Here is a 26,692-nt window from a genome sequence, read left to right on the forward strand (position 1 = left end):
ACACGAACGACGCCGACGCGCTCACAGCGCGTTCTTCATCTGCCCGAGCGAGACGTTGAGCGCGCCGCGGACGAACGGGAGCGGGTCGTCGGCGCTCAGGTAGTCGATACCGCGGTGTTTCGGCCGGTACATCGACTTGGCCATCCCGACGGCGGTCGAGGCGAGCGTCGGCGGGTCGACGAACGACTCCTCGTTCGTGAGGATGCTCGTGAGGTGTGCCGCTTCGCCGCGGAGCAGGTGGGTGGCGACGTCGACCTCGTAGGGGTTCTCCGGGTCGATGTCGACCGGTCGACCGGTGGCCGTCTGCCAGTAGTACAGCGGGAAGTCGGCTCCGGCGCGAACCGAACAGGGAAGCGACACCCAGACGCGCGGGTTTATCTCCATCAGCGTGAACTCGCCGGACTCCGGCTCGCGCTTGAACTGCACGGAGGCGAACCCGTGCCAGTCGAGTTCGTCCAACAGCGCGCGCCCGGCCGCTTCCAACTCGGGAAGTCGGACCGTACGGCGGTAGACGCTCGTGCCGCCGGCGTAGTTCCAGCCGCGAAGTTGGTGTTTCTGACACGTGGCGACCGGTTCGCCGTCGTCGTACAGCGCCCACAGCGCGTACTCGTCGCCGTCGACGAACTCCTGTGCGATGGGGTCGTGTCGCATCTCGCCGCGGATCGACGCCACGTCGGGCTCGGTTCCCGCTTCGAGATAGCTCGTAGAGCCTGGGTCGAGCAGTTTCCGCGGCGGCACCGAGGCTTCGTACTCGTGGGTCAGCACCGAGTACCGACCTTTCACGATGCGGTTTCGGTCCCAGTCGTCGACTTCGCTCAGCAGTTGCGTCTCGGGTGCACTCACGCCCGCGTCGGCGGCGACTTCCACGAGCCTTAGGCGGTCGTGGACGGTCCGGAGTTGCTCGAACGACGGCCACAGCGTCGAGACGTGGTCGGCGAACTGCGCTCGGCGGCGGGCCAAGACGAACACGTCCGCCTCGCGCATCGGCACCAGCGTCCGAACGTCGGAGCGTTCGGCCAGCGAGAGGAGCGCATCCTCGTACCCCTGAAGGTCCTCGCCGGGTCCGGGGACGACGTGGCTCTCGGCGCTGTAGCGGGACGAGAAGCCGGAGGCGGTCTTCCGTTCGGAGACGGTTATCGGACGAACGTCGCGGCGGCCCAGCGACCTGACGAAACTGACACTGCTCGGTGCACTTATCGCCGGAATCACTATCGACTCGGCTCCCGGCCCGGGGGTGCTCATGGCCGAACTATCGGTAAAGCGGTTATTCAATCCGAGTATATGCCCTATTTCAGTAGAGTTTATCTGCCTAACACCATCTCCGCATCGGGGGACAAAATCGCCGAGCACAGATGTCTGTACGGGGTTCGTTCTGTCCGGCTGTCGCGCTGAGGAACCTGACCCGGACGACGATATCGGTAGTGACAGACTACAATCTACTCGTCCCGCCGAACCCGTGGTGCGGTGTTGCTCGGGACGACTGGGGCGGACGGGACGGCGGGAGCGGACGGCGGGAGCGGACGGCGGGAGCGGACGACGGGAGCGGCTCGGACCGCGAAAGCGGGAGCAGCCCGGCCAACGGGGGCGGATGCGGCGCCCGCCGGACCCTCCCACCTATCGTCCGCTCATGACGTTGGTCGACCCGCACCCCGGACAGCGCGTCATCTCGCCTAATCGCGGTACCTCGACGTGGTTCCACTCGTCTCCGCCGGACGGCGCCTCGAAGCCGCAGTTGAGACACCGTGAACGCGCACTCTGTTTGGATGCCATAACTCGTGTTACCTTGCATCACGGTCGGGGAAAACCGTTCCGCCGAACTCGGCCCGAGGTCGACGGGCGAGCGAACCACCTCCGTCGGTTCCCGAGCGGAGACGTGGCAGAGCCGAGAGAAACGGGCGGTCGCACGCTACTGACACTCGTCGCGCTCGCGGTGTTCGTGACGCTTCTCGGAATCGCCGTCGTCTGGGCGACAAGCTACGGACCGCCGTGACCGCCCGGAAGGGAGACCCGGCCGGTCGTCGAGGTTACTCGTCGCCGTAGGTGACACCCTCGCGGGCGTCGGCACGTTTGCGGCGCACGGCGGCGGCGGCGTTGCTCGCGTCGTAGCCGAAGAACACGTCGTTCGCGTAGGCCTCGGCGACTTCCGTCGCGTGGACGAGGTCGTCGACGTCGACGTTGACGGCGTAGAGTTCGATGGAGAAGGGCGTACCCGTGCCGTCGCCTCCGCCGGAGGGCGGCGTCGACCCGTCCGGCGTCCAGTTCAGCCGGCTCTGAAAGCCCTTGGCGATGGATTCGAGCCAGTACGTCGTCGCGTAGTGGATGTCGTACAGGGGGACGACGAACTCGTCGACGTGCTCCGCCAAGGCCTCGATGTCGAGACCGGCGCGCGTGTAGAGATGCCCCGGATACGGGTCGGGGTAGAGGGTGAGATACGTCTTCCCGGGGATGCGCTCCGTGGCCTCGGCGACGAACTCGGTGATGACCGACGCGCGCCAGGCGAACCAGTCGTCGCCCTCGTCATCCCGCGGACGAGACCCGCTCGGTTCTTCGGCGGAACGCTGTTCCGTCCACTCCGCGTACTGCCGCTCGCAGCGCTCGCAGTGACAGTACCCCTCGCGCGGGAACCCCACGTCGTCGAGGCGCACGTCGCCGTTCTCGGCGGCGCAGTCCTCGATGATTTCGAGCAGCCCCTCGCGGTACTTCTCGTTCGTCGGGCAGATGTACGCCCAGTCGAAGTACGTCCGGTCGCGGGTGGCGAGTTCGCCCTCTCGGTTCACGGGAACGAGCTCGGGATTCTCGTCGGCGGCGGCGTTGTCGCCGAAACACGAGACCATGTTGACCGCGTTCGGAAGCGGCGCGGCTGCGCGACCGGTGACGTCTTTGACCTCGTAGAACCCGGCGTCGAAGTCCGGCCACTCGACTTCCTCTGCGTTGCGCGTGACGACCCCGTACATACCCGCCGGTTGGCGGTGACCGTCCCTAAGTCGTTCGTTCTGACGGAGACGGCGTACCCACTCCGCGAGAACACTGGCCCGTCGAACTGTCCGATGTATTAGCGAGAATACTAATCTTCGCGTGCGACCTACTGACACCCTGCGAACGAGGTGAGGAAGATGGTACTGAAACCCGAAAAACGGGAACGAAACGAACGGACGGTCAGACGCTTCTTCGACGAGCTGGTCGGCGGCGGTGACTACGGTGTCGCCGACGAGGTGTTGACCGAGAACTACGTCCGCCACGAGCTGGGACCGAATCCGGATATGACGGGCCGTGAGGCGTTTGTCGAGTTCGTCGATGGGTTCAAAGACGCGTTCGGCGACGCTCGCGTCGATATCGACGAACTCCTCGTCGTCGACGACTACGTCGTCGTCAGAGCGACGGAGCGGGGAACCCACGACGGCGAGTTTATGGGCATCGAGCCTACCGGCAACGAGTTCGAGATCGGCGGCATCGTCATCCACCGCCTCGAAGACGGGAAGATCGCCGAGACGTACGCGTGTTGGGACTTGCTCGATATGCTGCGGCAACTCGGTGTCGACCCGGTCGCGGGGTAGTCGAGCGCACCCGAGTCGAGGAGAGCGTCGGCTCACCCCTCGGCGATTCGAAGAGTCGGGGACCGAAACTCGCGGGTTACGCTTCGACTTCGACCTCGACGGGTTCGGCTCCGCCGGAGGCGAAGACGTAGACGAGCGTCATCATCGCCAGTACGAGCACGAGTTTTGCCTTTCCAGACATGGCCACGGATACAGTCGGGTGGTACAAAGGTATTGTGACCAAACCCCCGGATATCGCGTCCCTATCTGCGGGTTTGCCGGGCTCGGAGAACCGCGTTCGAGCGGCGGTCGTCGCCGCGCTACGTCTGCACGTCGAGATGGGCGGCGATGTCGTCGCGGACGATCTCTCCGCAGTAGGCGCAGCGCACCCCGTCTGCGACGACGGTGAACTTCGAGGCGATGGGTTCGTCGTCGTTGGTGATGCAGTTGCGGTTCGGACAGGAGAGCAGGCCGGTGACGGTCTCGGGACGGTCGACCCGACTCTTCTCGACGACGTCGTAGTCGCGGATGATGTTGATGCTCGCCTCCGGCGCGATGAGCGACAACACCTCGACCTCCGACTGACTCAGCTCTCTGTCCTCGACTTTCACCACGTCCTTGCGACCGAGACGGTCGCTCGGGACGTTCATGCCGATGCTGACCCCTTCGCCCTCGGAGCCGTCGATGCCGAGGATGGCGAGGACGTTCAACGCCTGTCCGGCGGCGACGTGGTCGATGACGGTCCCGTTGCGAATCTTCGAGACGCGGAGTTCGTGGTCGCTCATCGGCCGCCCTCCTTGGCCCGCGTCAGCAGCCCGTCAAGCAGCGCCATCCGGACCGGAATCCCGTTGTGCGCCTGCTCGAAGTACGTCGCGTACTCGGTCTCGTCCACCTCGGGTGCGATCTCGTCGACCCGCGGCAGCGGGTGCATCACGCTCAGGTCGTCGCGGGCGGCCTCCAGCGTCTCCTCGTCGATTCGGTACTGTCCGGCGACGGCGCGGTACTCGTTCTCGTCGGGGAAGCGTTCGCGCTGGATGCGCGTGACGTACAGCACGTCGAGTTCGGGGAGCACCGCCTCGAGGTCGGTGTGCTCGCGGACGTGCGCTCCCGCCTCGTGCAGGTCGAAGCGGACGTTTCGCGGCAGGCGGAGGCTCTCGGGGCTGATGAAGTGCTGGCGGACGTCGAAGTTCGTCAGCGCGTGCGCGAGCGAGTGGACCGTCCGACCGTACTTGAGGTCGCCCATGATACCCACCGAGAGGTCGTCCAACCCCGCTCGTTCGCGGATGGTGTAGAGGTCGAGGAGCGTCTGACTCGGGTGCTGACCCGCGCCGTCGCCCGCGTTTACGAGCGGGACGTCGACGAACTCGGAGGCCATCTTCGCCGCGCCCTCGGAGGGGTGTCGCAGGACGATGGCGTCGGCGTACCCCTCGACGACGCGGACGGTGTCGGCGAGCGTCTCGCCTTTCTTGACCGACGACGACTCGACGGTGCCCATGTCGACGGTCGTCCCTCCCAGGCGTTTCATCGCGGTGTCGAAACTCATCTTGGTGCGCGTGCTCGGTTCGAAGAAACAGAGCGCGAGCACCGCCCCCGCGTGTCGCTGACGGTACGCGGCCGGGTCGGCGTCGATGGCCGCCGCCCGGTCGAGCACCGCCTCGATGCTCTCCCGTGACAGGTTCGCCGCGGAGATGAGGTGGTCCTGACGCATTACGTACAGGCGGGTAGTGCAGCGACTTGAATCAATCGGGAACGTGGTTCTGAGAACTATACAGCATCGTGCGGATTCAGTCGGGGCCAGTTTCGAAATTCGAACCGGTGACGACCGTCAGTGGTTCCTGAGGCGAGAAGCGAGGCTGTGACGTCGGAACCAGTCGGGAGAACCGGACACGGATTCGCGTAGACCGGGGTCGCTGGAGTACGCTACGACCGGGGATGGGAGACGAGAGGTGGAGGGGAGAGACGGAGTGAGTGGTGGGTGGGGCGAGAGGACGAAGGAGAGAGACGGAGTGAGTGGTGGGTGGGGCGAGAGGTGGAGGGGAGAGACGGAGTGAGTGGTGGGTGGGGCGAGAGGACGAAGGAGAGAGACGGAGTGGGTAGCGGGTGGGGACGAGAGGAGGAGACGGCGAGCGTCTACGGCCAGTTACCGCCCTGTTCGTAGGCGTCGACGACGCGCTGGATGGCGACGACGTACGCGGCGGTGCGGAAGTTCGGCACGTCGTTGGACTCGTAGGCCTCGACGAGGTCCTCGAACGCGTCGACGATGACCGTCTCCAGTTCGTCGTTGACGCGCTCCTCCGACCAGTGGAAGCGCTGGCGGTTCTGGACCCACTCGAAGTACGAGACGGTGACGCCGCCGGCGTTGGCGAGGATGTCGGGGAGGACGGCCACGTCGCGGTCGGTGAGCACGTCGTCGGCCTCCGGCGTCAGAGGTCCGTTCGCCGCTTCGACGACGACGTCCGCCTGCACGTCGTGGGCGAGGTCACCGTCGATGGCGTTCTCGAGCGCGGCGGGGACGAGGAGGTCGACGTTGAGCGTCAGCAAGTCCTCGTTGCTCATCTCCTCGGTCGCACCGTCGAAGCCGCTGAGGCTGCCCGTCTCGGCTTTGAACTCCTTGGCCTCCCGCGCGTCGAAGCCGTCGGCGTTGTAGACGGCGCCGCTGGAGTCGGAGGCGGCGACGACGTTCGCGCCGAGGTCCTCGATGAGGTACGCCGCGATAGACCCGGCGTTGCCGTAGCCCTGCACCGCGACCGTCGCGCCTTCCATCTCCTTGTCGAGGTAGTCGAACGCCTCGCGCGCCGTGAACATCGTCGAGCGACCGGTCGCTTCGACGCGGCCCTCGCTGCCGCCGGAGTCGATGGCTTTGCCGGTGATGACGCCCGGTGCGGTCGTGTTCTCCAGTTTCTCGTAGGTGTCTTTGATCCAGTTCATCTCCCGCTGGCCGGTGTTGACGTCGGGTGCGGGAACGTCCCTGTCCTCGCCGATTATCGGGCGGAGCTCCGTGGCGAACGACCGGGTGATGCGTTCGAGTTCGCTCTCGCTGTACTCGTTGGGGTCGATGACGATGCCGCCCTTCCCGCCGCCGTAGGGGATGTCGACGACGGCGGTCTTGTACACCATCCACCCCGACAGCGCCTTCACCTCGTCGCGCGAGACGTTCGGGTGGTAGCGGATACCGCCCTTGTAGGGGCCGCGGTCGCCGTTGAACTGCGAGCGATACGCGCGGAACACTTCGAGCCGTCCGTCGTCCATCTCGACGGAGAGGTTCGCTTCCAGGACGCGTTCGGGGTTCTTCAGGCGTTCGAGTACGTCGGGCGAGACGTCCAGATACGCGGCCGCGTCGTCCACCTGCTCCTGTAAACTCTCGAACGGGTTGGCCTCCTCAGACATATGCTCTGAGAGAGGACTCGGAGAACGATTAAAGCTTGCCGAAGCAACAGCAATCGCCACCGGTACTCGTGTTTACAGCTTCCCCGCCGCCTTCGCCCGCGCCAAGATGCGTTCCGCCTGCGCGACCAGCGGCCCGTCTATCATCTCACCGTCGACCTGGAAGACGCCGCGGCCCTCGTCGTCGGCTCTCTCCTTGGCCGCGACGACCTTCCGTGCCCACTCGATTCGGCCGTCGCTCGGCGTGAACGCGTCGTTTATCACCGGTACCTGCGCGGGATGGATGGCGAGCTTCCCGTCGTAGCCGAGGGTGAGCCCGAACGACGTCTCCTCGGCTAACCCCTCCGGGTTCTGGAAATCGGTGTACACCATGTCGAGGGCGTCGACGCCGGCTGCACTCGCCGCGAGAACGACGTGCTGGCGGGCGTAGAGCACCTCCGTCGCCTCCTCGGTCCGCGTCGCGCCGATATCGGCGGCGAGGTCCTCGGCCCCGAACGCCAACGCGTCGGTCGCATCGACGGCAGCGATGTCTTCCGCCGCGAGGACGCCCGCGGCGCTCTCGACGAGCGCGAGCACCGGGAGCGTTCGGCCGCGCTCGTCGAGAAGGTCGGCCGCTCGCTCGACGTCCGCCGCCGACGCGACCTTCGGGAGCATCACGGCGTCGAGCCGAGCGTCGTCGGCGAGAATTCGGTCGAGGTCCGCGCCGAGGTCGACTCCGCTGAGGCGGACGCAGACCTCGGCGTCGGGGTCGAACTCGGAGTCCGAGAGTACGTCTCGAATCGCCTCGCGGGCGTCGGCCTTTCGCTCGGGCGAGACGGCGTCTTCGAGGTCGAAGACGATGGTGTCGGCGTCGCTCGTCGGGGCTTTCCGCATGAGTTCCGGGCGGTCACCCGGCGAGAAGAGTACGCTACGTCGGGACATACCCCGAACGATGTGGAGCGACGGTTTAAGTTCCGCCGGTCCGGGTCGACTCGAATCGGTTCGGCGACGATACGGCGGGCGAACGCGCTACGGCCAGAGTCCGCGAACCTCGTGGGCCTCGGCGACGCGAGAGAGCGCGACGATGTAGGCGGCGTCGCGCCACGTGACGCCCCGCTCGTCGACCTCTGCTCGGACGGCGTTCCACGCCTTCAGCATCTCCGTCTCGAGTTCGTCGTTGACGCGTTCGAGCGGCCACGCGCGGCGATTGATGTCCTGAAGCCACTCGAAGTAGCTCACGGTGACGCCGCCGGCGTTCGCGAGGATGTCCGGAATCACGGGGACGCCGCGCTCCTCGAAGATGGTGTCCGCGGCGGACGTCGTCGGTCCGTTCGCGCCCTCGACGATCATCTCCGCCCGCACGTTGTTCGCGTTGTCGGCGGTGAGGACGTTGCCGACGGCCGCCGGGATGAGTACGTCTACGTCGAGTTCCAGCAGTTCTTCGTTGCTGAGCGTCTCCGGCGCGTCGTAGCCGGACACCATGCCGGGTTGCTCGTCGTGACCTTCCACGTCCTTCGTGTCGAGGCCGTCGGGGTCGTAGATGGCGCCGTCGACGTCGCTGACGGCGACGACCTTCGCGCCGAGGTCGTCTAAGAAGCGCGCCGCGTTCGCACCGACGCTGCCGAAGCCCTGGACGGCGACGGTCGTCTCCGCGGGCTCCCAGCCGTAGTAGTCGATCGCCTCGCGGGCGATGATGCCGACGCTGCGGCCCGGCGACTCCTCGCGGCCGTGGCTGCCCCCGATGACCGGCGGTTTGCCGGTGACGACGCCGGGTGTCGTCTCGCCCTCCTGCATCGAGTAGGCGTCCATGAACCACGCCATCGTCTGCGGGCCCGTCCCCATGTCGGGGGCGGGAATGTCGTGCATCGGACCGATGATGTCGCGGAGTTCCTCGGCGAGGCGACGCGTGAGTCGCTCCTTCTCGCCCTCGCTGAGCGTCTTCGGGTCGACGACGACGCCGCCCTTGCCGCCGCCGAAGGGGATGTCCATCACGGCGCACTTCCAGGTCATCCACATCGAGAGGCCGACGCACTCCTCGGCGCTCACGTCGGGGTGGTAGCGCAGACCGCCCTTGAACGGCCCGCGGACGCTGTCGTGCTGGGCTCGATAGCCGGTGAACACCTCCAGCGACCCGTCGTCGCGACGGAGTGGAATCGACACCTGGTGGACCTTGTCCGGGTACGACAACCGCTCGATGATTCCCTGGTCGACATCGACCTGTGCCGCCGCTCGTTCTAACTGTCGCCGGGCGGTTTGGACCGCCGACTCCGATTCTTCTTCGACCTTCGATGTACCTTTAGCTGCCATAGATGACTCTCTCGTGTCTGTGATTCGCAGTCGCACGCTTCCGGTGCGACAGGACCGGAGCGTCCGCCGGCGAAGGGCATCTCCGGAGCATTCGTCTGCGCTTCCGTTCCGAACAACATAATTGTTGTTAATGTCTTTTGGTCCGGTCAGATATTGCGGAGGCGGTCGGGGGAGAACCTCAGCATCGACCGGTAAGATTTTGCGCCGACCGGCCGACGCGGCGAGCATGACCGGACGCTACTACGAGGAGTTCGAGGTCGGCGAGACCATCGAGCACGCGACGCGCCGGACCGTGAGCGAGGGAGACAACCAGCGCTTCTGCGACATGACGATGAACCAGCAACCGCTGCACCTCGACGCGGCGTTCGCGGCCGACACGCAGTTCGGCGAGCGCCTCGTCAACGGTCTCTACACGATGAGTCTCGCCGTCGGCGTCTCGATTCCCGAGACCACCGACGGCACTATCGTCGCCAACCTCTCGTACGACGACGTCTCTCATCCCGCGCCGGTGTTCCACGGTGACACCATCCGAGCGCAGTCGACGGTGACGGAGAAACGCGAGACGAGCGACGGCGAGCGCGGCGTCGTGACGATGCACGTCGAGGCGTTCGTCGTCGGCGACGAGGAGCGAGACGAGGAGCTGGTCTGCGAGTTCGACCGAACGGTGCTGTCGCTGAAGCGGCCCGAGTCCGACAGGTAGGAACGAGCTATCGGGGAGTAGTGGCGAGCAGGCGGCCGCGCTACATCGTCCGCGGTCGGATGGCCGCACACCCGCCTCGTCCGAACCGCGGTGACGGTCAGGTCACGGGCGGGCATGGCCTCGTTGTCACTCAAAAAGATACGGGGAGAACGAGCTGAGAGAGGGAGAGGTGACCGGCTACAGCAGCGAGACGATGAGGGAACTGTTGATTCCGACGGCGATCCACGTCGGCAGCGAGAGCCCGGCGGGGACGACGAACCGATACAACGCCGGGAGAATCTTCCAGCCGACGAGGGCGACGGCCAGCGAGAACGTTTTGAGCAGCAGCATCGCCTCGACGACGCCGACCGTCTCCATGAGCGTCCGCGCGAGCGGGTTCATCTCCGCGAGCCCCAGCGAGAGACCGTAGGCGGTGAGTCCCACGTCGAGGGCGAACCCGAGCAGCGCGAACGCCCAGAGGTGCGGCTCGAACCGCGCGAGTGTCGTTATCGGTGAGTACGCCGCGACGGTCCCGTTCGCTCCGGCGGCCCCGAAGCCGCTCACGTCCTCTCTGCTCATTACCACCGAAGACGCGGGAATGAGCCTTGGTAATCCGCAGCGTACTCGTCGACAACGAGTCGCTACCGGTCACTGGCTATTGTCGAAAACGCAGAACGCACCGCCTACGCGGCGTTGTTCGGCGGTAAGCCGAGATTACAGCACCGTGCCGTGCTTCTTGTCCGGGAGCTCTTTCTGCACGTCGGCGTAGAACTCGAAGCGGTTCACGAGTTCCCGGCGGAGGTCGCTCGGCGGCACGATCTCGTCGACGACGACTTCGCTCGCCATGCGGTGGATGTCGATGTCGCGGCGGTACTCCTCGCGGAGTTCCTCGGTTCGCTTCTTCCGTTCCTCGGGGTCCTCGATGGCGTCGAGTTTGTTCCGATAGACCGCGTTGATGGCGGCTTCGGGACCCATGATGCCGATTTCGCCGGACGGCAGACCGATGACGCTCTCGGGGTCGTAGGCGGGGCCGCCCATCGCGTAGATGCCCGCGCCGTACGCCTTCCGGACGACGACGGTCTGTTTCGGGACCGTCGCCGACGACGTCGCGTAGATGAACTTCTTGCCCTTCTCCAGAATCGCATCCTTCTCGACCTGCGACCCGGCCATGAAGCCCGGCGTGTCGCAGAGGTACAGGAGTGGAATCTCGTAGGCGTCGCAGGTCCAGATGAACTCCGCGGCTTTCTCGGCGGCGTCCGGGAAGATGGCCCCCGAGCGCTCCGTGGGCTGGTTGGCGACGACGCCCACCGGTCGGCCGTCGATGCGGACGAACGCCGTGACGATTTCGGAGCCGTACGCCGACTTTATCTCGAACACCGACTCCGCGTCGGCGATGCGCTCTATCAGGTCGAGCACGTCGTACGCGCGGTTCGGCGATTCGGGGATGAGTTCGTCGATACCCTCGGGACTGAATTTTGGGGGTTTGGGTTCGCTCCGCGGCGGTTTCTCGCCCGCCTTGTTCGGCAGGTACGTCAGGAGGTCGGAGACGAGTTCGCGGGCGTGTTCCTCGTCGCGGGCGACGAGGTCGGCGCTTCCGGAGTGCTCGGCGTGGACCTCCGGACCGCCGAGGTCCTGCATCGAGATCTCCTCGCCGGTGACCATCTTCACCATCCGCGGCGACGCGATGGCCATCGCCGACATCTCCTCGACCATGATGGTGAAGTCGGCGAAGACGGGCGTGTACGCCGCCCCGGCGATGCAGGGTCCGTAGAGCACGCAGATCTGGGGTACGTACCCGGAGAGCATCGAGTGGTTGTAGTAGTACTTTCCGATGCCCTCGCGGTTGGCGAAGAAGCCCGACTGCTGGTCGATTCGACCGCCAGAGGAGTCCATCAGGTAGAGGACGGGTCTGCCGCTCTTGAGCGCGCGCTGCTGCATCCGGAGGAACTTCTCGACGCCGAGGCGGGCCATGCTCCCCGCCTTGACGGTGAAGTCGTTCGCCATGAAGTGGAGGTCGCGGCCCTCGAACTCGGCCGCGCCCGTGAGCAGGCCGTCGCCGGGCAGGCGGTTGCCGGGGTCCTCGTCCTCGAACTCGGGGCTGTCGGGGTGCCACTCGTCGAAGGCGGCGAACTTGCCGTCCTCGAACTTCAGTTCGCTCTCGTCGTCGCCGAACCAGAGGTCGAGTCGGTCGCGGACGAACAGTTTCCCCTGCTCGGGCAAGCGCTCCTTGTACTTCTCGGGACCGCCGCCGAGGATGTCCTCGATTTCGGCACGGAGCGCCGCCTCGCGTTCGCCGGGTTCGAGGTCGTCCTCGATGGGGTACGCGTCGGCCGGGGTCGTCGCTTCCGCGACCGGGTCGTCGCCGTCGCCGACGTGGACCGACACGTCGGTTCGGAGGTGCGTCGCCAGCGCTCGGGCGATAGCGTTCGCTTCGTCGTCGCTCGCGCCCTCGCCGATGCGGACTTTCATACGCTCGACTGCGTAAGGTGGTCGCAAATTGTTTTCCATGTAGAATCGCTCACCGAACCGAGAGTTGGGTCGCGGTTCGGAGGCCGAACCACGGTTCAGGTACGGAGACGGCGGTTCAGGCGCGAAGACGACGGCTCAGGTGCGGAGACGACGGCTCAGGTGCGGAAGTCGAACCGCGCACCGCCGCTGTCGCTCTCGGAGACGGTGACCTCCCACCCGTGAGCCTCGGCTATCTCGGCGACGATGGTGAGACCGAAACCCGTACCCGACTCGTTCGTCGAGTAGCCGTACTCCAACACCGCGTCGCGTTCGTCTTCGGGGATGCCCGGACCGTCGTCGGCGACGTAGAAACCGTCCGAGGACGCACCGACGCGGACGGTCACCGTCCCGTCGCGCTCGCCGCGCTCGCCGTCGGACTCCGCTCGGCTGCCCGCGGAGCCGCCGTCCGCGTCGTCAGCTTTCGCCCGACCGCGCGGCGAGCCGTGTTCGACCGAGTTCCGAAAGAGGTTCTCGAACAGTTCGCGCAGTCTAGCTTCGTCGGCGTCGACGGTGTGGCTGCCGTCGACTACGAGCGTCGCCCCGTTCGTCGGAACGTACCCCCAGGCGCGTTCGGCGGCGCTTCGCAACTCGACCGATTCGCGTTCGTCGACGACTCGGCCGTTGCGCGCCAGCGACAGCAAGCCGTCTACGAGGTTCTCCATCCGGTCGACGGCGCGTTCCATCGCGTCGAAGTGGTCCTCTTCGCCCGTCTCCCGAGCGAGTTCGAGATAGCCGTCGACGACGCTCAGCGGGTTCCGGAGGTCGTGGCTGACGACGCTCGCGAACTTGTCGAGTCGTTCGTTCTGTCTGCTGAGCGCTCGCTCGCGCTCGATGCGTTCCGTGATGTCGCGGACGATGCCGACGGAGCCGTCGAACCGTCCGTCTTCGTCGGTGAGCACCGAGATGTGGTCCTCGTATCGGCGTCGCTCTCCGTCGGCGTTCTCGATTTCGAACTCGAAGCGCCCCGAGAATCGGCTCTCGTCGGCGAGCAACGACTCTATCACCCGACGACCGCGGGCGATTCCCTCCTCGCTCAGGTACTGGCTGACGTGCACGCCGACGGGGTCGTTCAGCGAGTCGCCGGTCCCCTCGGTGTGAGCGTCGTTTACCATCTGGATGTAACCATCGGCGTCTAACACGTACGTCGCGTCCGGAATCGTCTCGACGACCGTGCGATACTGTTCGAGTTCCTTCTCGCGTGCGCGTCGCTCGGTCACGTCGCGGGCGATGCCGCAGGCACCGATGAGGCCATCCGCTTCGTCGGTCATGCGAACCGCGCGCACCTCGAACGGGACGAGTTCACCCGACTTCGTCAGCAATTCGCCGTCGAACGTCACGGTCCCTTCCACGAACAGCGCCTCGACGGACTGCTCTACGCAGGCGTCGTCGGCCGGGAAAAAAGCACTCGCCGGCATCCCTTCGAGTTCGGCGTCGTCGTAGCCGGTCACCTCGTTCAACTGCCCGTTCCAGCGGGTGAGGCGGCCGTCGGTGTCCACCACGAAGAACACGTCGTCGAGGGCGTCCAGCGCGGCTTCGGTGAACTGCTTTTCGCGCTCGAACGCCCGCTGCGTCCGCTTGAACTCCGTGACGTCGTTCAGGACTATCTGAGCGGCGTCGGCACCCTCGAACGTGATCGGCGCGGTCGCCAACACGGCGTGTAGCGGTCGTCCGTCGAGGCCGCGGAGGTGGAGCTCGGTCGGTGCGGCCACCGCGCGTTCTTCGAAGACGCGCCGGCTTCGTCGTCGAGCCAGGTCGAAGTCCGAGTCGTCGACCAGTTCGAATATCGACCGCCCGACGAGGTCGTCCGTGTCCTCGGCGCCGAAGTAGCCGACCGCCGCTTCGTTGACGTACGCGAGGCGGCCGTCCTCGGTGTAGATGCCGATCGGCGACGGCGACGTCTCGACGAGTCGTCGGTATCGCTCCTCGCTCCGGTCGAGCGCCCGCTCGGCGCGGTACTGCGAGACGTAGTTGGCCGCGCGGTTGGCGAGCAACTCGAACTGGTCGGCCCCGCCGTTCTTTCTGATGTAGTCGGTGACGCCGGCCGAAATCGCCCTGCTCGCCAGGTCCTCGCTGCCTCTCGCGGTGAAGAGGACGAACGGCAGCGCGTCGTATCGCGCTCGCACCGCCTCGAGCAGTTCGAGACCGTCCATCTCCGGCATCTCGAAGTCGCTGACGATTCCGTCGAACTCCGCTTCGGCGAGCGTGTCGAGCGCGGACGGCCCGTCCGGGGCGGTGACGACCGAGAGCCCCTGTCGTTCGAGGTGCGCCGTCGTCAGCGCGCGAAGGCTCGCGTCGTCGTCGACGCAGAGCACGCGCGACGGACGGGTCTCACTCATGCCGCGGACTGTGCAGCAGCGACATTAATACGTTACGGACGGTTTTATCACGAAGAGTTACAGGTCCCGGTCGACTGTCCGAATCGTCGACGTCGCGGCCGCAGTCAGCGTCGCGGCCGCGGCCGACGCTACGGCCCAGTCGACGCCGCCGCGCGCGTCGTCTCCGAGCCGATGCTTACGAGGAGAGCGCCGACTCCAGTCGGTCGACGAGCGACTGGTTACCGACGTACACCGGGACGCGCTGGTGGAGGTCGGTCGGTTCGACCGTCATCAGCGACCGGGCGCCGTCGGTCGACGCGCCGCCGGCGCTCTCCACGATGTAGCCGATGGGCGTCCCCTCGAACTGGAGGCGAAGTTTTCCGTTCGGCGCGGAGTTCAACGCGGGATACGCGAACACGCCGCCGTAGGTGAGCACCTGGTTGATGTCACCGATCATCGCGCCGCCGTAGCGCAGTTTCAGCGACTCGTCGGACTCGACCTCGCGCGCGTACGCCTCGAAGTCGTCGGGCCAGTCGGGGACCCGACCGCCGAACCCGTAGACGCCGGGGTCCTCGGGCAACCGAACGTTCTCGCGGACCGCTTCGAGTTCGCCGTCGTCGACGACGTACTCCGTCACCGTTCCCTCGACGGCGGCGACGAGCGTCGTGATGGGTCCGTAGAGCACGTATGCCGCGGCGACGAGGTTCTCGCCGCGCGCGGGCAACGACGCGTCGTAGACGCCGACGATGGTGCCCATCGTGTTGTTCGACTTCAGGTTCGAGGACCCGTCGAGCGGGTCGACGGCGACGGAGAGTCCCTCGCCCGTCTCGACGACCGACTCGCGCTCCTCGCTCGCGTACTCGCCGACGTTGTCGAGGCCGCCGAGGCCCTCCTCGAACAGTTCGTCGGCGTACACGTCGGCGGCCATCGGCGTCTCGCCGCTGGGGTTTTTCGTCTCGCTCTTCTGGCGGCGACCGGGTAGCGAGTCGCGGACGGTCGGCGCCAGTTCGGCGATAGTTTCGAGTATCTCGCGGACCGTCCGGTCCGTCCGATCCGTCGGCCCGTTCGACCCCGTGTCTGCGGAGCGTCCCATCAGTCGTCGGAGGCGGTCGCGCGGTTGCCGTTCGAGGAGGGCATGAGTCCGAGCGCCTCGTCGGCGGTCTTCTCGTCGAAGATGACCGCTTCGAGCGCGTCGAGTAGCTCCTTCGGGTTCTCGCGCTGGAACACGTTGCGACCGACGGCGAGTCCGGAGCCGCCGGCGCGCATCGCCGTCTCCACCGTCGAGAGGAACGCTCGGTCCGACGTCTTCGACCCGCCGCTCATCACGACTTTCGACCCGGCGGCGGACTCACAGGCCCACTGCATCGCCTCCGCGGAGCCCGGATACTTCACCTTCGTGATGTCCGCGCCGAGTTCGAGGCCCATCCGCGACGCGTACGCGATAGTGTCCGCGGAGGTGTCGTTCTTCAACCCCTGACCGCGGGGGTACGACCACATGACGACCGACATGTCGTGTTCGCGGGCGGCCTCGTGGGCCTCGCGGAACTCCTCGACCATCTCGATTTCGTTGTTCGAGCCGCCGTAGACGGTGAATCCGATGGCTTTCGCGCCGAGTTCGGCGGCGTAGTCGACGCTGCAGTTCACCGCGCTGTTCGGTTCGCCCATCCAGAGGTTCGACGTGCCGTTGAGCTTCAACAGCAGGTTCACGTCGTCCTCGTAGGAGGGGTAGTAACCCTCGGCGATGCCTTTCTGGACCGCCAACGCCGTGACGGCGTCGTGCGTCGCGATGTCGAACACCGTCTCCGGGTCGGTCGTCTCCGGTACGTCCTCGAAGTCCACCGGACCGTGCTCTAAGCCGTGGTCGTACGCGAGGATCAACGCTTTGTCGTCCCGGGTGATGGCCGCATCTGCCGATGGAATCATCGGTTCAAAATCCGGTGAACTGCTATATAAATCCTCGGTCCGAAACCGCCAGAAGCGAAACCGGAGACGTCGCCCCGATAGGCGCTGAAAGCGGACGAGAGCGGAGTTCACCGATTTCAAAACTTACTACTCTATGAGTAAATAGTCACCGGCGGTGCCGGCAGGCGGCGGCGTGCCACCGACGGACGGTCGTCGCGTCGAGTTCGAGCACGTCGGCGACGTGTTCGGGGTTCGCGGTCGTGAGGCTCCGAACCGAGACGATCCCGGCCTCCGCGAGCAGCGCCGCGTCCTCGTCGTCGACGGAGTCGAGGACGGTCAGCGGCGTCGGACGACTCTGCGCGCGCCACGCGGCCTCGGCGGCCGCCGACTCGCCGCTGCCGTCGGTCTCGGCGACGTCGAACGTCGGCGGCTCGCTCCGAGGCCACTCGTCGTCCGAATCGTCCGCGGTAACCTCGTGGGACTCCCAGTCCCCCGAACTCGCGGCGACCCACGCCCGTTCTGCGTCGCCGAGACCCCGAACCTGCGCCGACCGGCGTTCGAGGTCCTGTCCGCTCGACTCGAACGACCACGACAGCGAGTGCGCGCGGCGGATACGCGCGGCGACACCGGGGTTGACGCCCGCGTCGACCAACTCGGTGTAAGAGACGCGCTTGCGGCGGACGTCGTCGTCGGTCACGTCGGCAGCGTCCAACGCGTGCGCCGTCTTGGGCCCGACGTGGTGGAGCGCGAGCAGGTCTCGAACGTTACTTGATTCGGGACAGTCTGCCACGGCAATCAACTATCTCTTTCGGTACCGTCACTTCAACGTTTCTGTAGGTGTCGGTCCAGTGGAACGAAACGAGGCGCGGAGGGACTCGCGCGTCCCGTCCACGGGCGTTCGCGACGACGCTCCGCTACGCTTAGGTGACTCCCCGAAGCAGACGGAACTATGCGGAATATCGATGACATTCGGACCGTCGGCGTCGTCGGCGCGGGAACGATGGGTAACGGCATCGCCCAAGTCGCCGCCACTGCCAGCTACGACGTGGTGATGCGCGACCTGAAACAGGAGTTCCTCGACCGCGGCTTCTCGGCCATCGACGACAGTCTCTCGCGGTTCGTCTCGAAGGAGAAGATGGACGCGGACGAGGCCGAGGCGGTTCAGAGCCGAATCGAGGGGACGACCGAACTCTCCGACCTCGCCGACTGCGACCTCGTAATCGAGGCCGCGGTGGAGAACATGGACATCAAACAGGACATCTTCGCGGACCTCGACGAGGTCGTCCCCGACGACGTGGTGCTGGCGACGAACACCTCCACGCTCTCAATCACGACCATCGCCAGCGCCACCGAGCGACCGGGGCTCGTCGTCGGCCTGCACTTCATGAACCCCGTCCCCATCATGACGGGCGTCGAAGTCGTCCGCGGCGAGAAGACCGACTCGGACGTCGTCGACTTCGCCCACAAGTTCTCCGAGGAGCTCGGCAAGGAGACGTGGGAGTCCGACGACAAACCGGGGTTCGTCACCAACCGCATCCTGATGCCGTGGCTCAACGAGGGTATCCGCGCCTACGACGAGGGCGTCGCCTCCAAGGAGGACATCGACAAGGGGATGAAACTCGGCACGAACGTCCCGATGGGCCCCCTCCAACTCGCCGACCACATCGGTCTCGACATCTGTCTCGACGCCAGCGAGACGCTGTTCGAGGAACTCGGCGACCGCTACAAACCCGCCTACCTGCTGAAGCGGAAGGTCGACGCGGGCGACCTCGGCAAGAAGACCGGCAAGGGCTTCTACGAGTACTGAGCGCGTTCAGACGCGGTTAGCCGCGTCGTCGTGTTCCTCCGAGACGACGCGTTCACCGTCGACGTGCTGACCCCAGAACCCCTCGTGTTTCGTCACCCGCACGTCGCCTTCGACGCGGGTCTGACAGGAGAGTCGAAGTCCCGAGTCGAGGCTGTGCGGCGGGAGCGAAAGCCGACGCCGTTCCCGCCTCCCCATCTCGCTCACGCCGCCTTCCACCTCGACGGCGCACGTTCCACACGTCGCGTGACCGCGACAGTTCAACTGCTGTGCGCGCCCGTTGTGCGGCGACAGTCCGGCCGCCAGCAACACGTCGCGCAGCACCGCTCCCTCCTCGCAGTCGATGTCGCGTCCGCGGAACTGTACGGTAGGCATGTGTCGAGCTACGTGCCGTGTGAACAAGTAACTATCACCGGATATCTACCACTGGATTGTGTGTTCCGCGCTCGACGCAGCGCGGCGGTCGTCTCCCACACGCCGCTTTCGACGCTGATGGTCGGGTACGCGGTGTTATCGCTGTAGATTATCTCGCGGCCGGTCGCGGTCTGAGGTGTCCCGTTACAGCCCCGGAACCTCGCCGGTCGGCGTCGGCAGCGCGCGCAGGCGACGCGGCGGGACGAGGAAGTTCCCGCGATTCTCCACGAAGATGTACTCCAAAATCCCGTTGTTCACCCGCTGTCGGATGGCCGGTTCGTCGGTGAGGTCGGTCCCGTTCATCGCCCGTCTCACCTCCTCGAAGTCGGTGATGCGCCGCTGCAGCACCGGGAAGTGGAGGCTCGCCTCGTCGTCGTCGGTCGACTCGACGTGCCGCCGGAGGAGGCGGACGTTCCCCTCCTCGTCGCGGTTGGCGCGGGCGGCCTTTTGGGCGTGGCCGACCCGGCCGTACTGCTGGGCGTGCTCGCGGATGCGGTCGACTATCTCGGGCGTGACGCCGCTGCTGTCGCCGAGGTTGTCGCCGACGCCCTCGACGAGTCCCTCGGCGGCGTGCTCGGGGCTGAACATCTCGGCCACTCGGTCGTCGAACTCCTGCTCGACGTACCAGTCGTCGAGGCGCTGACGGAGCTTCGAGACGTGTTTCGTCGTCGCGCCCGCGAACGGGCCGTCGGGGATGGTGACGTACTCCTCGGTCGCCTGGTTCCCGGCGAATCCGGCCTTGAACCCCATGAACAGCGGCGACTCCTCGGGCACCGGTTTGCCGTCGGGGACGCCGCCCACGTCCTGTCGCTCGGCGGGCATGCCCTTCCCGATGAACCCCGTCCGCCGGGAGTCGACGGAGAACGCGGCCGACAGCGGCGTCTCCATCGTCACCCCGTTGGCGGTGTCTCGCTCGCCGGTCAGCGCCTCCTCGGCTTCCAGCAGCGCGTCGGCGCGGTCGCTGACCAGATGTAAGAGGGCGTCCTGTCGGTCGAACGCGGGGGTTTCGAACGGCGATAGCGCCCGTGGCTCCGGCAGGTCGACGTTCTCCGGAAGCGGGTCGTCGAAGCGCGAGAAGTACGCCGGGGAGAACGCCAGCGAGTGAATCAGTCCCTCGTTGCTCCGCTCGTAGGCGCGGTCCAGCGTCGTCAACGCGTTCTCGACCGCGCGGCGGTCGGCGGTCGTCGGCGTCCCGTCGCGGTCGAGCGTCAGATACAGAAACGTCTGGTGACGCGGGAGTTCGACGTTCTCCGCGCCGTCGCGCGCGAGCAAGTCGTTCCAGGCGTGCTGCCGCTCCGGCAGCGTCGAAAGGTCGGAGGTGCCCTCCGGGACGGGTTCGTCGGCCAGGTCGAGACAGGCCGAGAGCGCGCCCGCGCCGCCGACGGCGACGGCGGCTTTCAGCACGTCTCTTCGACTCCACTCGTCGGTCCCCGGACTCATCGTCGTTTCTATGCCCGTTTCGCGGATAGGGGTTCTGGTGTGGCCGTCGAACCGTCCACAGCACCGAAGCGAGAGCGTTCGCTTTCGAGAACCACACCAATCAAGCCATAACCGTCGAGGCGTAACCCCGACCAGATAGAGATGCACACGTTCTCAGCACACGCCGCGCCGACGATGAGCGCCCCGGAGGTGGCCGCCGTCGTGCTGGCGGGGTTCAGTTCGACGCTCATCGTCGCCGTCGGACTCATCGCGCTGTTACGTCGGCAGTCGCGGTCGCACACGCTCGTCGTGTTAGCACTCGCGGCGCTTCTGGCCCGAAGCGGCGTCGCCGTCCTCACTATCGGCGGCGTCATCCCGTTTCCCTCCCACCACGCCATCGAACACGCACTGGACTTCGTGATGGTCGCGCTCGTCATCGCGGCGGTGTACTACGCACGCAGTATCGAGCGGGCGTCACCGACGGGTGAGCGATAGTGAGCGCGACGCGCAGCCGTATCGCGGCGCACGTCCACCACAACCCCGGCGTCCACTTCAACGAACTCGTCCGGGCGCTCGACCTCGCGCCCGGTCAGGTGCAGTACCACCTTCGACGACTCGGCCGCGACGAACGGGTCGCGGAGACGCACCTGTACGGCAAGACCCACTACTACCCGTCGACGTTCGACGAGTGGGAACGCGGCGTGCTGGCGCTGGTGCGACGCGAGACGGCCCGCGACGTGCTCGGCGTGCTGCTCGAACGCGACGAAGCCACCCCGGCCGAGGTCGCCGACGAAGTCGGCATCGCCAGGAGCACGCTCGCGTGGCACACGAAACGGCTCGAAGAGCAGTCGGTCGTCGAGAAACGTTACGACAGTCGCGGCCGGGTGACGCTCGCGCTGGCGCGGCCCGAAGCTACCGCCCGCCTGCTCGCGTCGGTGTCGCCGTCGCTCCCCGAACGGTTCGTCGACCGATTCACGCGACTCGTCGACGGGCTACTCGAACCCTGAGGCGGGACCGCCGACTCGGGGACCCGCTTCGAGAAGCGGACCAGAACCCGTAACCGTCGCACCCGCCTAGCCACGCGCATGAGACGACGGACCCTCCTCGGCGCGGTCGGTGTCGGCTTCGCGGGCTCGCTGGCGGGTTGTACGGACCTGTTCGAGACGACGGCGAGCCGCGAACCGCCGGTCGTCGAGAACCGCCCGTCCGCCTCCTACATCCCCACTCACCAGGAGGGGATGGAGATGGTCGGGATGGCGAACGCAGGAGATCTCACCGTCGGCGTGATGTACAGTTGGCCGCACCGCTTCTGGACCGTTCAGGGCCGACAGACCGAACGCGTCGACGTCGGGCGCAACGACGCGATTCACCTGATGGTGAGCGTCTGGGACGCCGAGTCGGGCGTCACCATCCCCAGCAGCGGCGTCACCGTCGAGACGACCGACGGCGACGGGAACCGCGAGGAGGAGGTCGTCTACGAGATGCTCTCACAGCGGATGGGCTTTCACTACGGCGACAACTGGCCGCTGCCGGGCGACGGCAGCTACACCGTCCGCGTCGACGTCGGCGGGACGAACATCCGCCGGTTCGGCGAGTTCGAGGGGAAGTTCGGCGAACCCGCCAGCGTCGAACTGGAGTTCGAGTACAGCGAACGCGAGCGAAACGACATCCCGTACACGATACTCGAAGACCGCCAGGGGAACCCCGGCGCGCTCGAAGCGATGGAGATGGAGATGCCGAACGGGGCGACGATGCCCGTCGGGAGAGCGCCCGCCCCCGACGCGCTGCCGGGCGAGTCGTTCGGTACCCAGACGAGCGGCGACGCCGTCTTCGCCGCCAGCGCCGTCTCCGGCGGTCGCTTCGGCGACCGTCCCTACCTCCTCGTCTCGCCGCGGACGCCGCAAAACGGGCTCGTGATTCCGAGCATGGGGCTGTCGGCGACCGTCGGCGGGACGGACGTCGCGCTCGAAGCGGCGCTGGACCCCGAAGTCGGATTCCACTACGGCGCGAACGTCGAGGGGCTGTCGACGGACGACGACCTCGAACTCGTCGTCGACACGCCGCCGCAGTCGGCGCGTCACGAGGGCTTCGAGACGGCGTTCCTCGACATGCCGCCGATGACGTTCTGAACTCGAACTCGCGGACGCACAGAGACAGCGCTTTCCGACATCGATTCGAATGACCGATATGAACGACTCGGCGCGACGCGAACGACTCACGCTCGCGCTCTCGGTGTGGGCGGTGTTGGTCTCGCAGGTGCTCCTCTACCCGGGCGTCTCCGACCTCGTGCGAGCGCTCGGCGGCGCCGGCGATCTCGACGCGGGGATGTGGTTTCTCGTCTCCGAGTACGCGGCGTTCGTCGTCTTCGCCGGCCTCTGGGGCGCGCTCAGCGACGCGACCGGCCGTCGCGTCCCGCTCATCGTCGTCGGCGCAGTCGGCGGCGTCGCCTGCTACCTCCTCTTGAGCGCCGTCCCCTCGCTCGGCGTCGGCTTCGGCGGCGTCCTCCTGATTCGCGTCGTCGGGGGCGCGTTCACCATCGGCGCGTTCTCGCTGTCGATGACGATGCTGATGGACCTCGGCGGCGGCAACGGCCGCAACATGGGCGCGGCGGGCATCGCCATCGGTCTCGGCGCGGCCGTCGGGTCGGTCGTCGGCGGTCGACTCTCGACCGCCGACCCGCTCGCGCCCGTGTACGGCGCGGCGGTGTTACTCGGCCTCGTCGCGGTCCTCACGGCGACGGTGACTGACCGCTCGCCGGGCGCGGAACGGAGCGGGAGCGGCGCGAGCGACGGCCCCGCCGCCGGCACCAACAGCCGCGGCGACCTCGGCACCAACGGCCCCGACGGCACCGACGAACGCGCCGGGGCGCGGGAGGTTCTCCGGAAAGTCGTCGACAGACCGGCGCTGCGGGTGCCGTACGCCTTCGGCTTCATCGACCGCCTCACGGCCGGCTTTTTCTCGCTCGTCGGCATCTACTACTTCCGCGACGTGTTCGGCCTCGACGCGTTCGGGGCGGGACTCGTGCTCGCGATGTTCTTCGGCCCGTTCGCGCTCCTGCAGTATCCGATGGGGGTGCTCTCGGACCGAATCGGACGCTTCCTCCCGGTCGTCGTCGGGTCGATACTGTACGGCGTCTCCATCGTCGTCGTCGGCGCGTCGCCGTCGCTGGCGCTCGCGGCGGGAGCGATGGTGCTCGTCGGCGTCTTCGGTGCTCTGGTCTCGCCGGCGACGATGGCGCTCGTCACCGACATCGCCGACGCCGACGAGCGAGGCGCGGCGATGGGCGGGTTCAACATCTTCGGCAGCCTCGGCTTCCTGACCGGGTTTCTCCTCGGCGGGTCGTCGGCCGAACTGCTCGGTTACTTCGAGGCGTTCGTCGTCGTCGGCTTCACCGAAATCGGTATCGCGCTGGTCGCCTCGCGGGCGGTGCGTCGGTTGGCGACGGGCGAGTCCGTGGCCGTGCCGGGGGTCAGCGAAGCCGACGACTGAGGACGGCCGTCGCTACTCGTGACCCGAGACGCGTACCGGCTGGTACGGTTCTTCGAGATACTCCATCTCGCTCGAACTCAGGTCGATGTCGAGCGCCTCGACGGCGTCTTCGAGGTGTTCGATGCTCGTCGTCCCGACGATGGGCGCGTCGACCCAGTCCTTGTGGAACAGCCACGCGAGGCCGATCTGGGCCATCTTCACGCCCTTCTCGTCGGCGAGTTCCTGCACGCGCTCGTTGACTTCTCGGCCGCCGCCCTCCAGATACGGGTGACCGTGCGCGAGGCTGTCGGTCTCGCCGCGCTTCGTCGAGCGGGCCTCCTCGTGCGGACGGGCGAGCCATCCGCGGGCGAGCGGCGACCATGGGATGACGCCGACGTTCTCCTTCTTGCAGAGCGGGAGCATCTCGCGCTCTTCTTCCCTGTAGAGCAGATTGTAGTGGTTCTGCATCGTCACGAAGCGGTCGTAGCCGAGCAGGTCGCTGGCGTACAGCGCCTCGGAGAACTGGTGGGCCCACATCGAACTCGCGCCGAAGTAGCGAATTTTTCCTCGTCTGACCGCGTCGTCGAGCACCGCGAGCGTCTGGTCGATGGGCGTGTCGTAGTCGTATCGGTGCGTCTGGTAGAGGTCGATGGTGTCCATCCCCAACCGGTCGAGCGAGGCGTCGAGCTGCTGTTCGATGGCTTTGCGCGACAGCCCGCCCGAGTTCGGGTCGTCGTCGTCCATCCGGAAGTACCCCTTCGTGGCGACGACGGCCTCGTCGCGGCGGCCCTCCAGCGCCTTCCCGAGGATGCGCTCGGACTCGCCGTTCGAGTACATGTTCGCGGTGTCGAAGAAGTTGATACCGAGGTCGATGGCGCGGTCGACGAGTTCCAGTCCGGCCCCCTCGTCCAACACCCACTCGCGCCAGTCGCTCGTCCCGAAGCTCATACAGCCGAGGCAGATTCGCGAGACGGTCATCCCCGTGTCGCCGAGGGTGGTGTACTCCATGCGAGTCACTCTCTCGGAGGGGACAAAAACCCACGCGAACGGGTGCGGTCTGCCTGAAGAGCTATCCGTACTGAATCCTACTCCTCCTTCGGGCGCGAGTCGAACCACGTGCCCGGCCGCTCTCCACGAACATCGTATCGACCGTCGACGAACTCGTCCAGTCCGTCAGCGATTTTCCCGCGTCTCTCGGAGCGTATCGCGCCGACCGGTCGGAGCGCGGCGTCGGCCATCGATTCGACCGTCGACGCACAGATTCGTCGTACTGTGCCGACCGCCGCCGGCTCTGCACCGCCCGACCCGCCGACTGCGACGACCCGAATGATTATCCGGTACGGTTCCGACGTGGCGTGCATGGCACTCACGTACGATGACGAGCTCGCGTCGTTCGAGTGGGATATCCCCGCCGACTACAACCTCCCGGCGGTCGTCGAGTCGCACGCCGACGAGTTCGGCGACCGAGTCGCCCTCCACTTTCTGAACGAGAGTGAGCGCGAGGAGCGGACGTACGCCGACCTCCGCGACGACATGAACCGCTTCGCGAACGCGCTCGAATCGCTCGGCGTCGGCGAGGGCGACCGGGTGATGCACCTCCTCCCGCGACACCCGGACGTGTTCGCCGTCCAGTTGGGCGCGCTCAAACGCGGCGCGCTCCTGGTTCCCTGCTCGTCGATGCTCAAGCCGAAAGACCTCCAGTTCCGCGCGAACGACTGCGAGGCGACGACCGTCGTCGCCCACGCCGACCTCGCCGAGATGGTCGACCCCGTCGTCGACGACTCGCCGCTCTCGAACCTCGTCTGCGTCGGCGGGGAGCGCGAGGGCTGGCACTCCTACTCGGAGCTCGTCTCCGAGGAGTCGACGGAGCACGACGGGCCCGAACTCGCCGCCGAGGACCCGATGTCCATCAACTACACCTCCGGGACGACGGGCCAGCCGAAGCCCGTGCTCCACAGACACCGGTGGATGCGCTGCTTCGAACTCGTCAACGCGCCCTACTGGTGGGGCGTCACCGCCGATTCGGACATGAGCGACGAACTGCTGTGGGCGACCACGGGCACCGGCTGGGCGAAGTGGTTCTGGAGTCCCGTCGGCGTCGGCGTGACGACGGGCGCGACGCAACTGCTGTACGACGGCGAGTTCGACCCCGACACGTTCCTCGAACTGATGGCCGACGAGGGCGTCACCCGCCTCTGCGCCGTCCCGACGCAGTACCGGATGTTCACCCAGACGGACCTCGACGAGTACGACGTGGAACTGAAGGCGGCGCTCTCGGCGGGAGAACCGCTGAACCGCGAACCCATCGAGATGATAACGGAGGCCTTCGGCGTCACCCCGCGAGACGGCTACGGCCAGACCGAAACCGTCGCGCTCGTCACGAACTATCCGGGAATCGAGGTGAAGCCCGGCGCGATGGGCAAACCGACGCCCGGCCTCGGCACCACCATCATCGACGAGAACGACGAGGAACTCGGCGTCGACGAAATCGGCGAGATCGCCGTCCCCGTCGACTGTCCGGGCATCTTCGACGGCTACTACGAGAAACCGCACCTCGACGAGAAGACCTTCGCGGGCGAGTACTACCGCACCGGCGACCTGGCCTCCCGCGACGAGGACGGCTACTTCTTCTTCGAGGGCCGCGCCGACGACATCATCCTCTCGGCGGGCTACCGCATCGGTCCCTTCGAGGTCGAGGACGCGCTGGTGTCGCACCCGGCGGTCGCGGAGGCCGCCGCCGTCGGCAGTCCGCACGCCGAGCGCGGAAACGTCGTGAAGGCGTACGTCATCCTCGCCGAGGGATACGACGGCGACGACGAACTCGTCGGGGAGATTCAGGAGTTCATGAAGGAGGAGACGGCCCCCTACAAGTACCCACGGCGGGTGGAGTTCGTCGACGAGTTGCCGAAGACGTCGAGCGGGAAGATTCGTCGTATCGAACTCAGAGAGCGCGAGGAACAGTTGTTCGGGGAGTAGTCGA

Annotated in this window: 25 protein-coding genes; 8 read left to right on the forward strand and 17 right to left on the reverse strand. The window is 66.7% G+C overall.

All coding sequences use genetic code 11. The annotated features are described in order from the left end of the window. Positions 1-21: 21 nt before the first annotated feature. Together FCF25_RS13590 and FCF25_RS13595 are read right to left on the reverse strand one after the other, a co-directional pair. Positions 22-1,242, reverse strand: coding sequence for an ATP-grasp domain-containing protein (locus FCF25_RS13590; RefSeq protein ID WP_137049061.1), 1,221 nt, complete (start codon positions 1,240-1,242; stop codon positions 22-24). 782 nt (positions 1,243-2,024) lie between these two features. Continuing rightward, positions 2,025-2,954, reverse strand: a complete 930-nt coding sequence (locus tag FCF25_RS13595; RefSeq protein ID WP_137049062.1) for a hypothetical protein — start codon at positions 2,952-2,954, stop codon at positions 2,025-2,027. 159 nt (positions 2,955-3,113) lie between these two features. Here FCF25_RS13595 and FCF25_RS13600 point away from each other — a divergent pair, with 159 nt between their 5' ends. Continuing rightward, positions 3,114-3,554, forward strand: coding sequence for an ester cyclase (locus FCF25_RS13600; protein WP_137049063.1), 441 nt, complete (start codon positions 3,114-3,116; stop codon positions 3,552-3,554). Positions 3,555-3,853: 299 nt separating this feature from the next. Here the strand turns inward: FCF25_RS13600 and pyrI are convergent, their stop codons facing one another. The 5 genes from pyrI to gdhB form a co-directional block, all read right to left on the reverse strand. Next, positions 3,854-4,318, reverse strand: coding sequence for an aspartate carbamoyltransferase regulatory subunit (gene pyrI / locus FCF25_RS13605; protein WP_137049064.1), 465 nt, complete (start codon positions 4,316-4,318; stop codon positions 3,854-3,856). Beyond that, on the reverse strand, positions 4,315-5,241 hold the full coding sequence (pyrB, locus tag FCF25_RS13610; protein ID WP_137049065.1) for an aspartate carbamoyltransferase: 927 nt from the start codon (positions 5,239-5,241) through the stop codon (positions 4,315-4,317). The genes pyrI and pyrB overlap by 4 nt, the downstream gene beginning before the upstream one ends. A 422-nt stretch (positions 5,242-5,663) precedes the next feature. Then, on the reverse strand, positions 5,664-6,920 hold the full coding sequence (locus FCF25_RS13615) for a Glu/Leu/Phe/Val dehydrogenase (protein WP_137049066.1): 1,257 nt from the start codon (positions 6,918-6,920) through the stop codon (positions 5,664-5,666). 72 nt (positions 6,921-6,992) lie between these two features. Next, positions 6,993-7,838 (reverse strand): CoA ester lyase, encoded by an 846-nt coding sequence (locus FCF25_RS13620; protein WP_137049067.1) that lies wholly within the window; start codon positions 7,836-7,838, stop codon positions 6,993-6,995. Positions 7,839-7,925: 87 nt separating this feature from the next. Next, entirely contained in the window at positions 7,926-9,203 is a 1,278-nt protein-coding gene (gene gdhB / locus FCF25_RS13625; RefSeq protein ID WP_117591311.1) for a glutamate dehydrogenase GdhB, read from the reverse strand. 226 nt (positions 9,204-9,429) lie between these two features. Between gdhB and FCF25_RS13630 the strand changes: the two genes are divergently transcribed. Beyond that, positions 9,430-9,903 (forward strand): MaoC family dehydratase, encoded by a 474-nt coding sequence (locus FCF25_RS13630; protein ID WP_137049068.1) that lies wholly within the window; start codon positions 9,430-9,432, stop codon positions 9,901-9,903. A gap of 177 nt (positions 9,904-10,080) precedes the next feature. Here FCF25_RS13630 and FCF25_RS13635 read toward each other — a convergent pair whose 3' ends face one another. From FCF25_RS13635 to FCF25_RS13660, 6 genes are all read right to left on the reverse strand, one after another. Beyond that, a complete protein-coding gene (locus tag FCF25_RS13635; RefSeq protein WP_117591309.1) occupies positions 10,081-10,461 on the reverse strand; it encodes a DUF5658 family protein in 381 nt (126 codons plus the stop codon). 135 nt (positions 10,462-10,596) lie between these two features. Further along, entirely contained in the window at positions 10,597-12,351 is a 1,755-nt protein-coding gene (locus tag FCF25_RS13640; RefSeq protein WP_137049069.1) for an acyl-CoA carboxylase subunit beta, read from the reverse strand. 155 nt (positions 12,352-12,506) lie between these two features. Continuing rightward, positions 12,507-14,726 (reverse strand): PAS domain S-box protein, encoded by a 2,220-nt coding sequence (locus tag FCF25_RS13645; protein WP_137049070.1) that lies wholly within the window; start codon positions 14,724-14,726, stop codon positions 12,507-12,509. Between the two features lie 175 nt (positions 14,727-14,901). Continuing rightward, positions 14,902-15,798: a class 1 fructose-bisphosphatase gene (locus FCF25_RS13650; RefSeq protein ID WP_137049071.1), complete on the reverse strand. Its 897-nt coding sequence runs from the start codon at positions 15,796-15,798 to the stop codon at positions 14,902-14,904. Further along, the gene (locus tag FCF25_RS13655; protein ID WP_117591305.1) at positions 15,798-16,628 is read right to left on the reverse strand and encodes a class I fructose-bisphosphate aldolase; all 831 of its coding nucleotides are present in this window, start codon (positions 16,626-16,628) and stop codon (positions 15,798-15,800) included. Before FCF25_RS13655 ends, FCF25_RS13650 begins: the two co-directional genes overlap by 1 nt. Before the next feature lie 145 nt (positions 16,629-16,773). Continuing rightward, complete coding sequence (locus FCF25_RS13660) at positions 16,774-17,397, reverse strand: hypothetical protein (protein WP_137049072.1); 624 nt, start codon at positions 17,395-17,397, stop codon at positions 16,774-16,776. 159 nt (positions 17,398-17,556) lie between these two features. Between FCF25_RS13660 and FCF25_RS13665 the strand changes: the two genes are divergently transcribed. Beyond that, positions 17,557-18,414, forward strand: coding sequence for a 3-hydroxyacyl-CoA dehydrogenase family protein (locus tag FCF25_RS13665; protein WP_137049073.1), 858 nt, complete (start codon positions 17,557-17,559; stop codon positions 18,412-18,414). 6 nt (positions 18,415-18,420) lie between these two features. On the opposite strand, the gene FCF25_RS13670 is transcribed toward FCF25_RS13665, so the two are convergent. Both FCF25_RS13670 and FCF25_RS13675 read right to left on the reverse strand, forming a co-directional pair. Next, entirely contained in the window at positions 18,421-18,786 is a 366-nt protein-coding gene (locus tag FCF25_RS13670; protein ID WP_137049074.1) for a 2Fe-2S iron-sulfur cluster-binding protein, read from the reverse strand. A gap of 183 nt (positions 18,787-18,969) precedes the next feature. Continuing rightward, positions 18,970-20,265, reverse strand: a complete 1,296-nt coding sequence (locus FCF25_RS13675) for a twin-arginine translocation signal domain-containing protein (protein ID WP_137049075.1) — start codon at positions 20,263-20,265, stop codon at positions 18,970-18,972. A 141-nt stretch (positions 20,266-20,406) separates the two neighbouring features. On the opposite strand from FCF25_RS13675, the gene FCF25_RS13680 reads away from it, so the two are divergent. From FCF25_RS13680 to FCF25_RS13695, 4 genes are all read left to right on the forward strand, one after another. Continuing rightward, complete coding sequence (locus tag FCF25_RS13680) at positions 20,407-20,739, forward strand: hypothetical protein (protein WP_117591300.1); 333 nt, start codon at positions 20,407-20,409, stop codon at positions 20,737-20,739. Further along, positions 20,739-21,251: a winged helix-turn-helix transcriptional regulator gene (locus tag FCF25_RS13685; protein ID WP_117591299.1), complete on the forward strand. Its 513-nt coding sequence runs from the start codon at positions 20,739-20,741 to the stop codon at positions 21,249-21,251. Before FCF25_RS13680 ends, FCF25_RS13685 begins: the two co-directional genes overlap by 1 nt. Before the next feature lie 78 nt (positions 21,252-21,329). Continuing rightward, positions 21,330-22,373, forward strand: coding sequence for a Tat pathway signal protein (locus tag FCF25_RS13690; RefSeq protein WP_137049076.1), 1,044 nt, complete (start codon positions 21,330-21,332; stop codon positions 22,371-22,373). 58 nt (positions 22,374-22,431) lie between these two features. Further along, entirely contained in the window at positions 22,432-23,733 is a 1,302-nt protein-coding gene (locus FCF25_RS13695) for an MFS transporter (RefSeq protein ID WP_137049077.1), read from the forward strand. Between the two features lie 12 nt (positions 23,734-23,745). Here FCF25_RS13695 and FCF25_RS13700 read toward each other — a convergent pair whose 3' ends face one another. After that, entirely contained in the window at positions 23,746-24,720 is a 975-nt protein-coding gene (locus tag FCF25_RS13700) for an aldo/keto reductase (RefSeq protein ID WP_137049078.1), read from the reverse strand. 77 nt (positions 24,721-24,797) lie between these two features. Beyond that, positions 24,798-25,073, reverse strand: coding sequence for a hypothetical protein (locus FCF25_RS13705; protein ID WP_117591296.1), 276 nt, complete (start codon positions 25,071-25,073; stop codon positions 24,798-24,800). Here FCF25_RS13705 and FCF25_RS13710 point away from each other — a divergent pair. Next, on the forward strand, positions 25,072-26,688 hold the full coding sequence (locus FCF25_RS13710; protein WP_137049079.1) for an acyl-CoA synthetase: 1,617 nt from the start codon (positions 25,072-25,074) through the stop codon (positions 26,686-26,688). The two genes, FCF25_RS13705 and FCF25_RS13710, sit on opposite strands and share 2 nt — an antisense overlap. Positions 26,689-26,692 lie beyond the last annotated feature (4 nt).

It is taken from the genome of Haloprofundus sp. MHR1 (assembly GCF_005155585.1).
In the GTDB taxonomy this organism is placed as follows: domain Archaea; phylum Halobacteriota; class Halobacteria; order Halobacteriales; family Haloferacaceae; genus Haloprofundus; species Haloprofundus halophilus.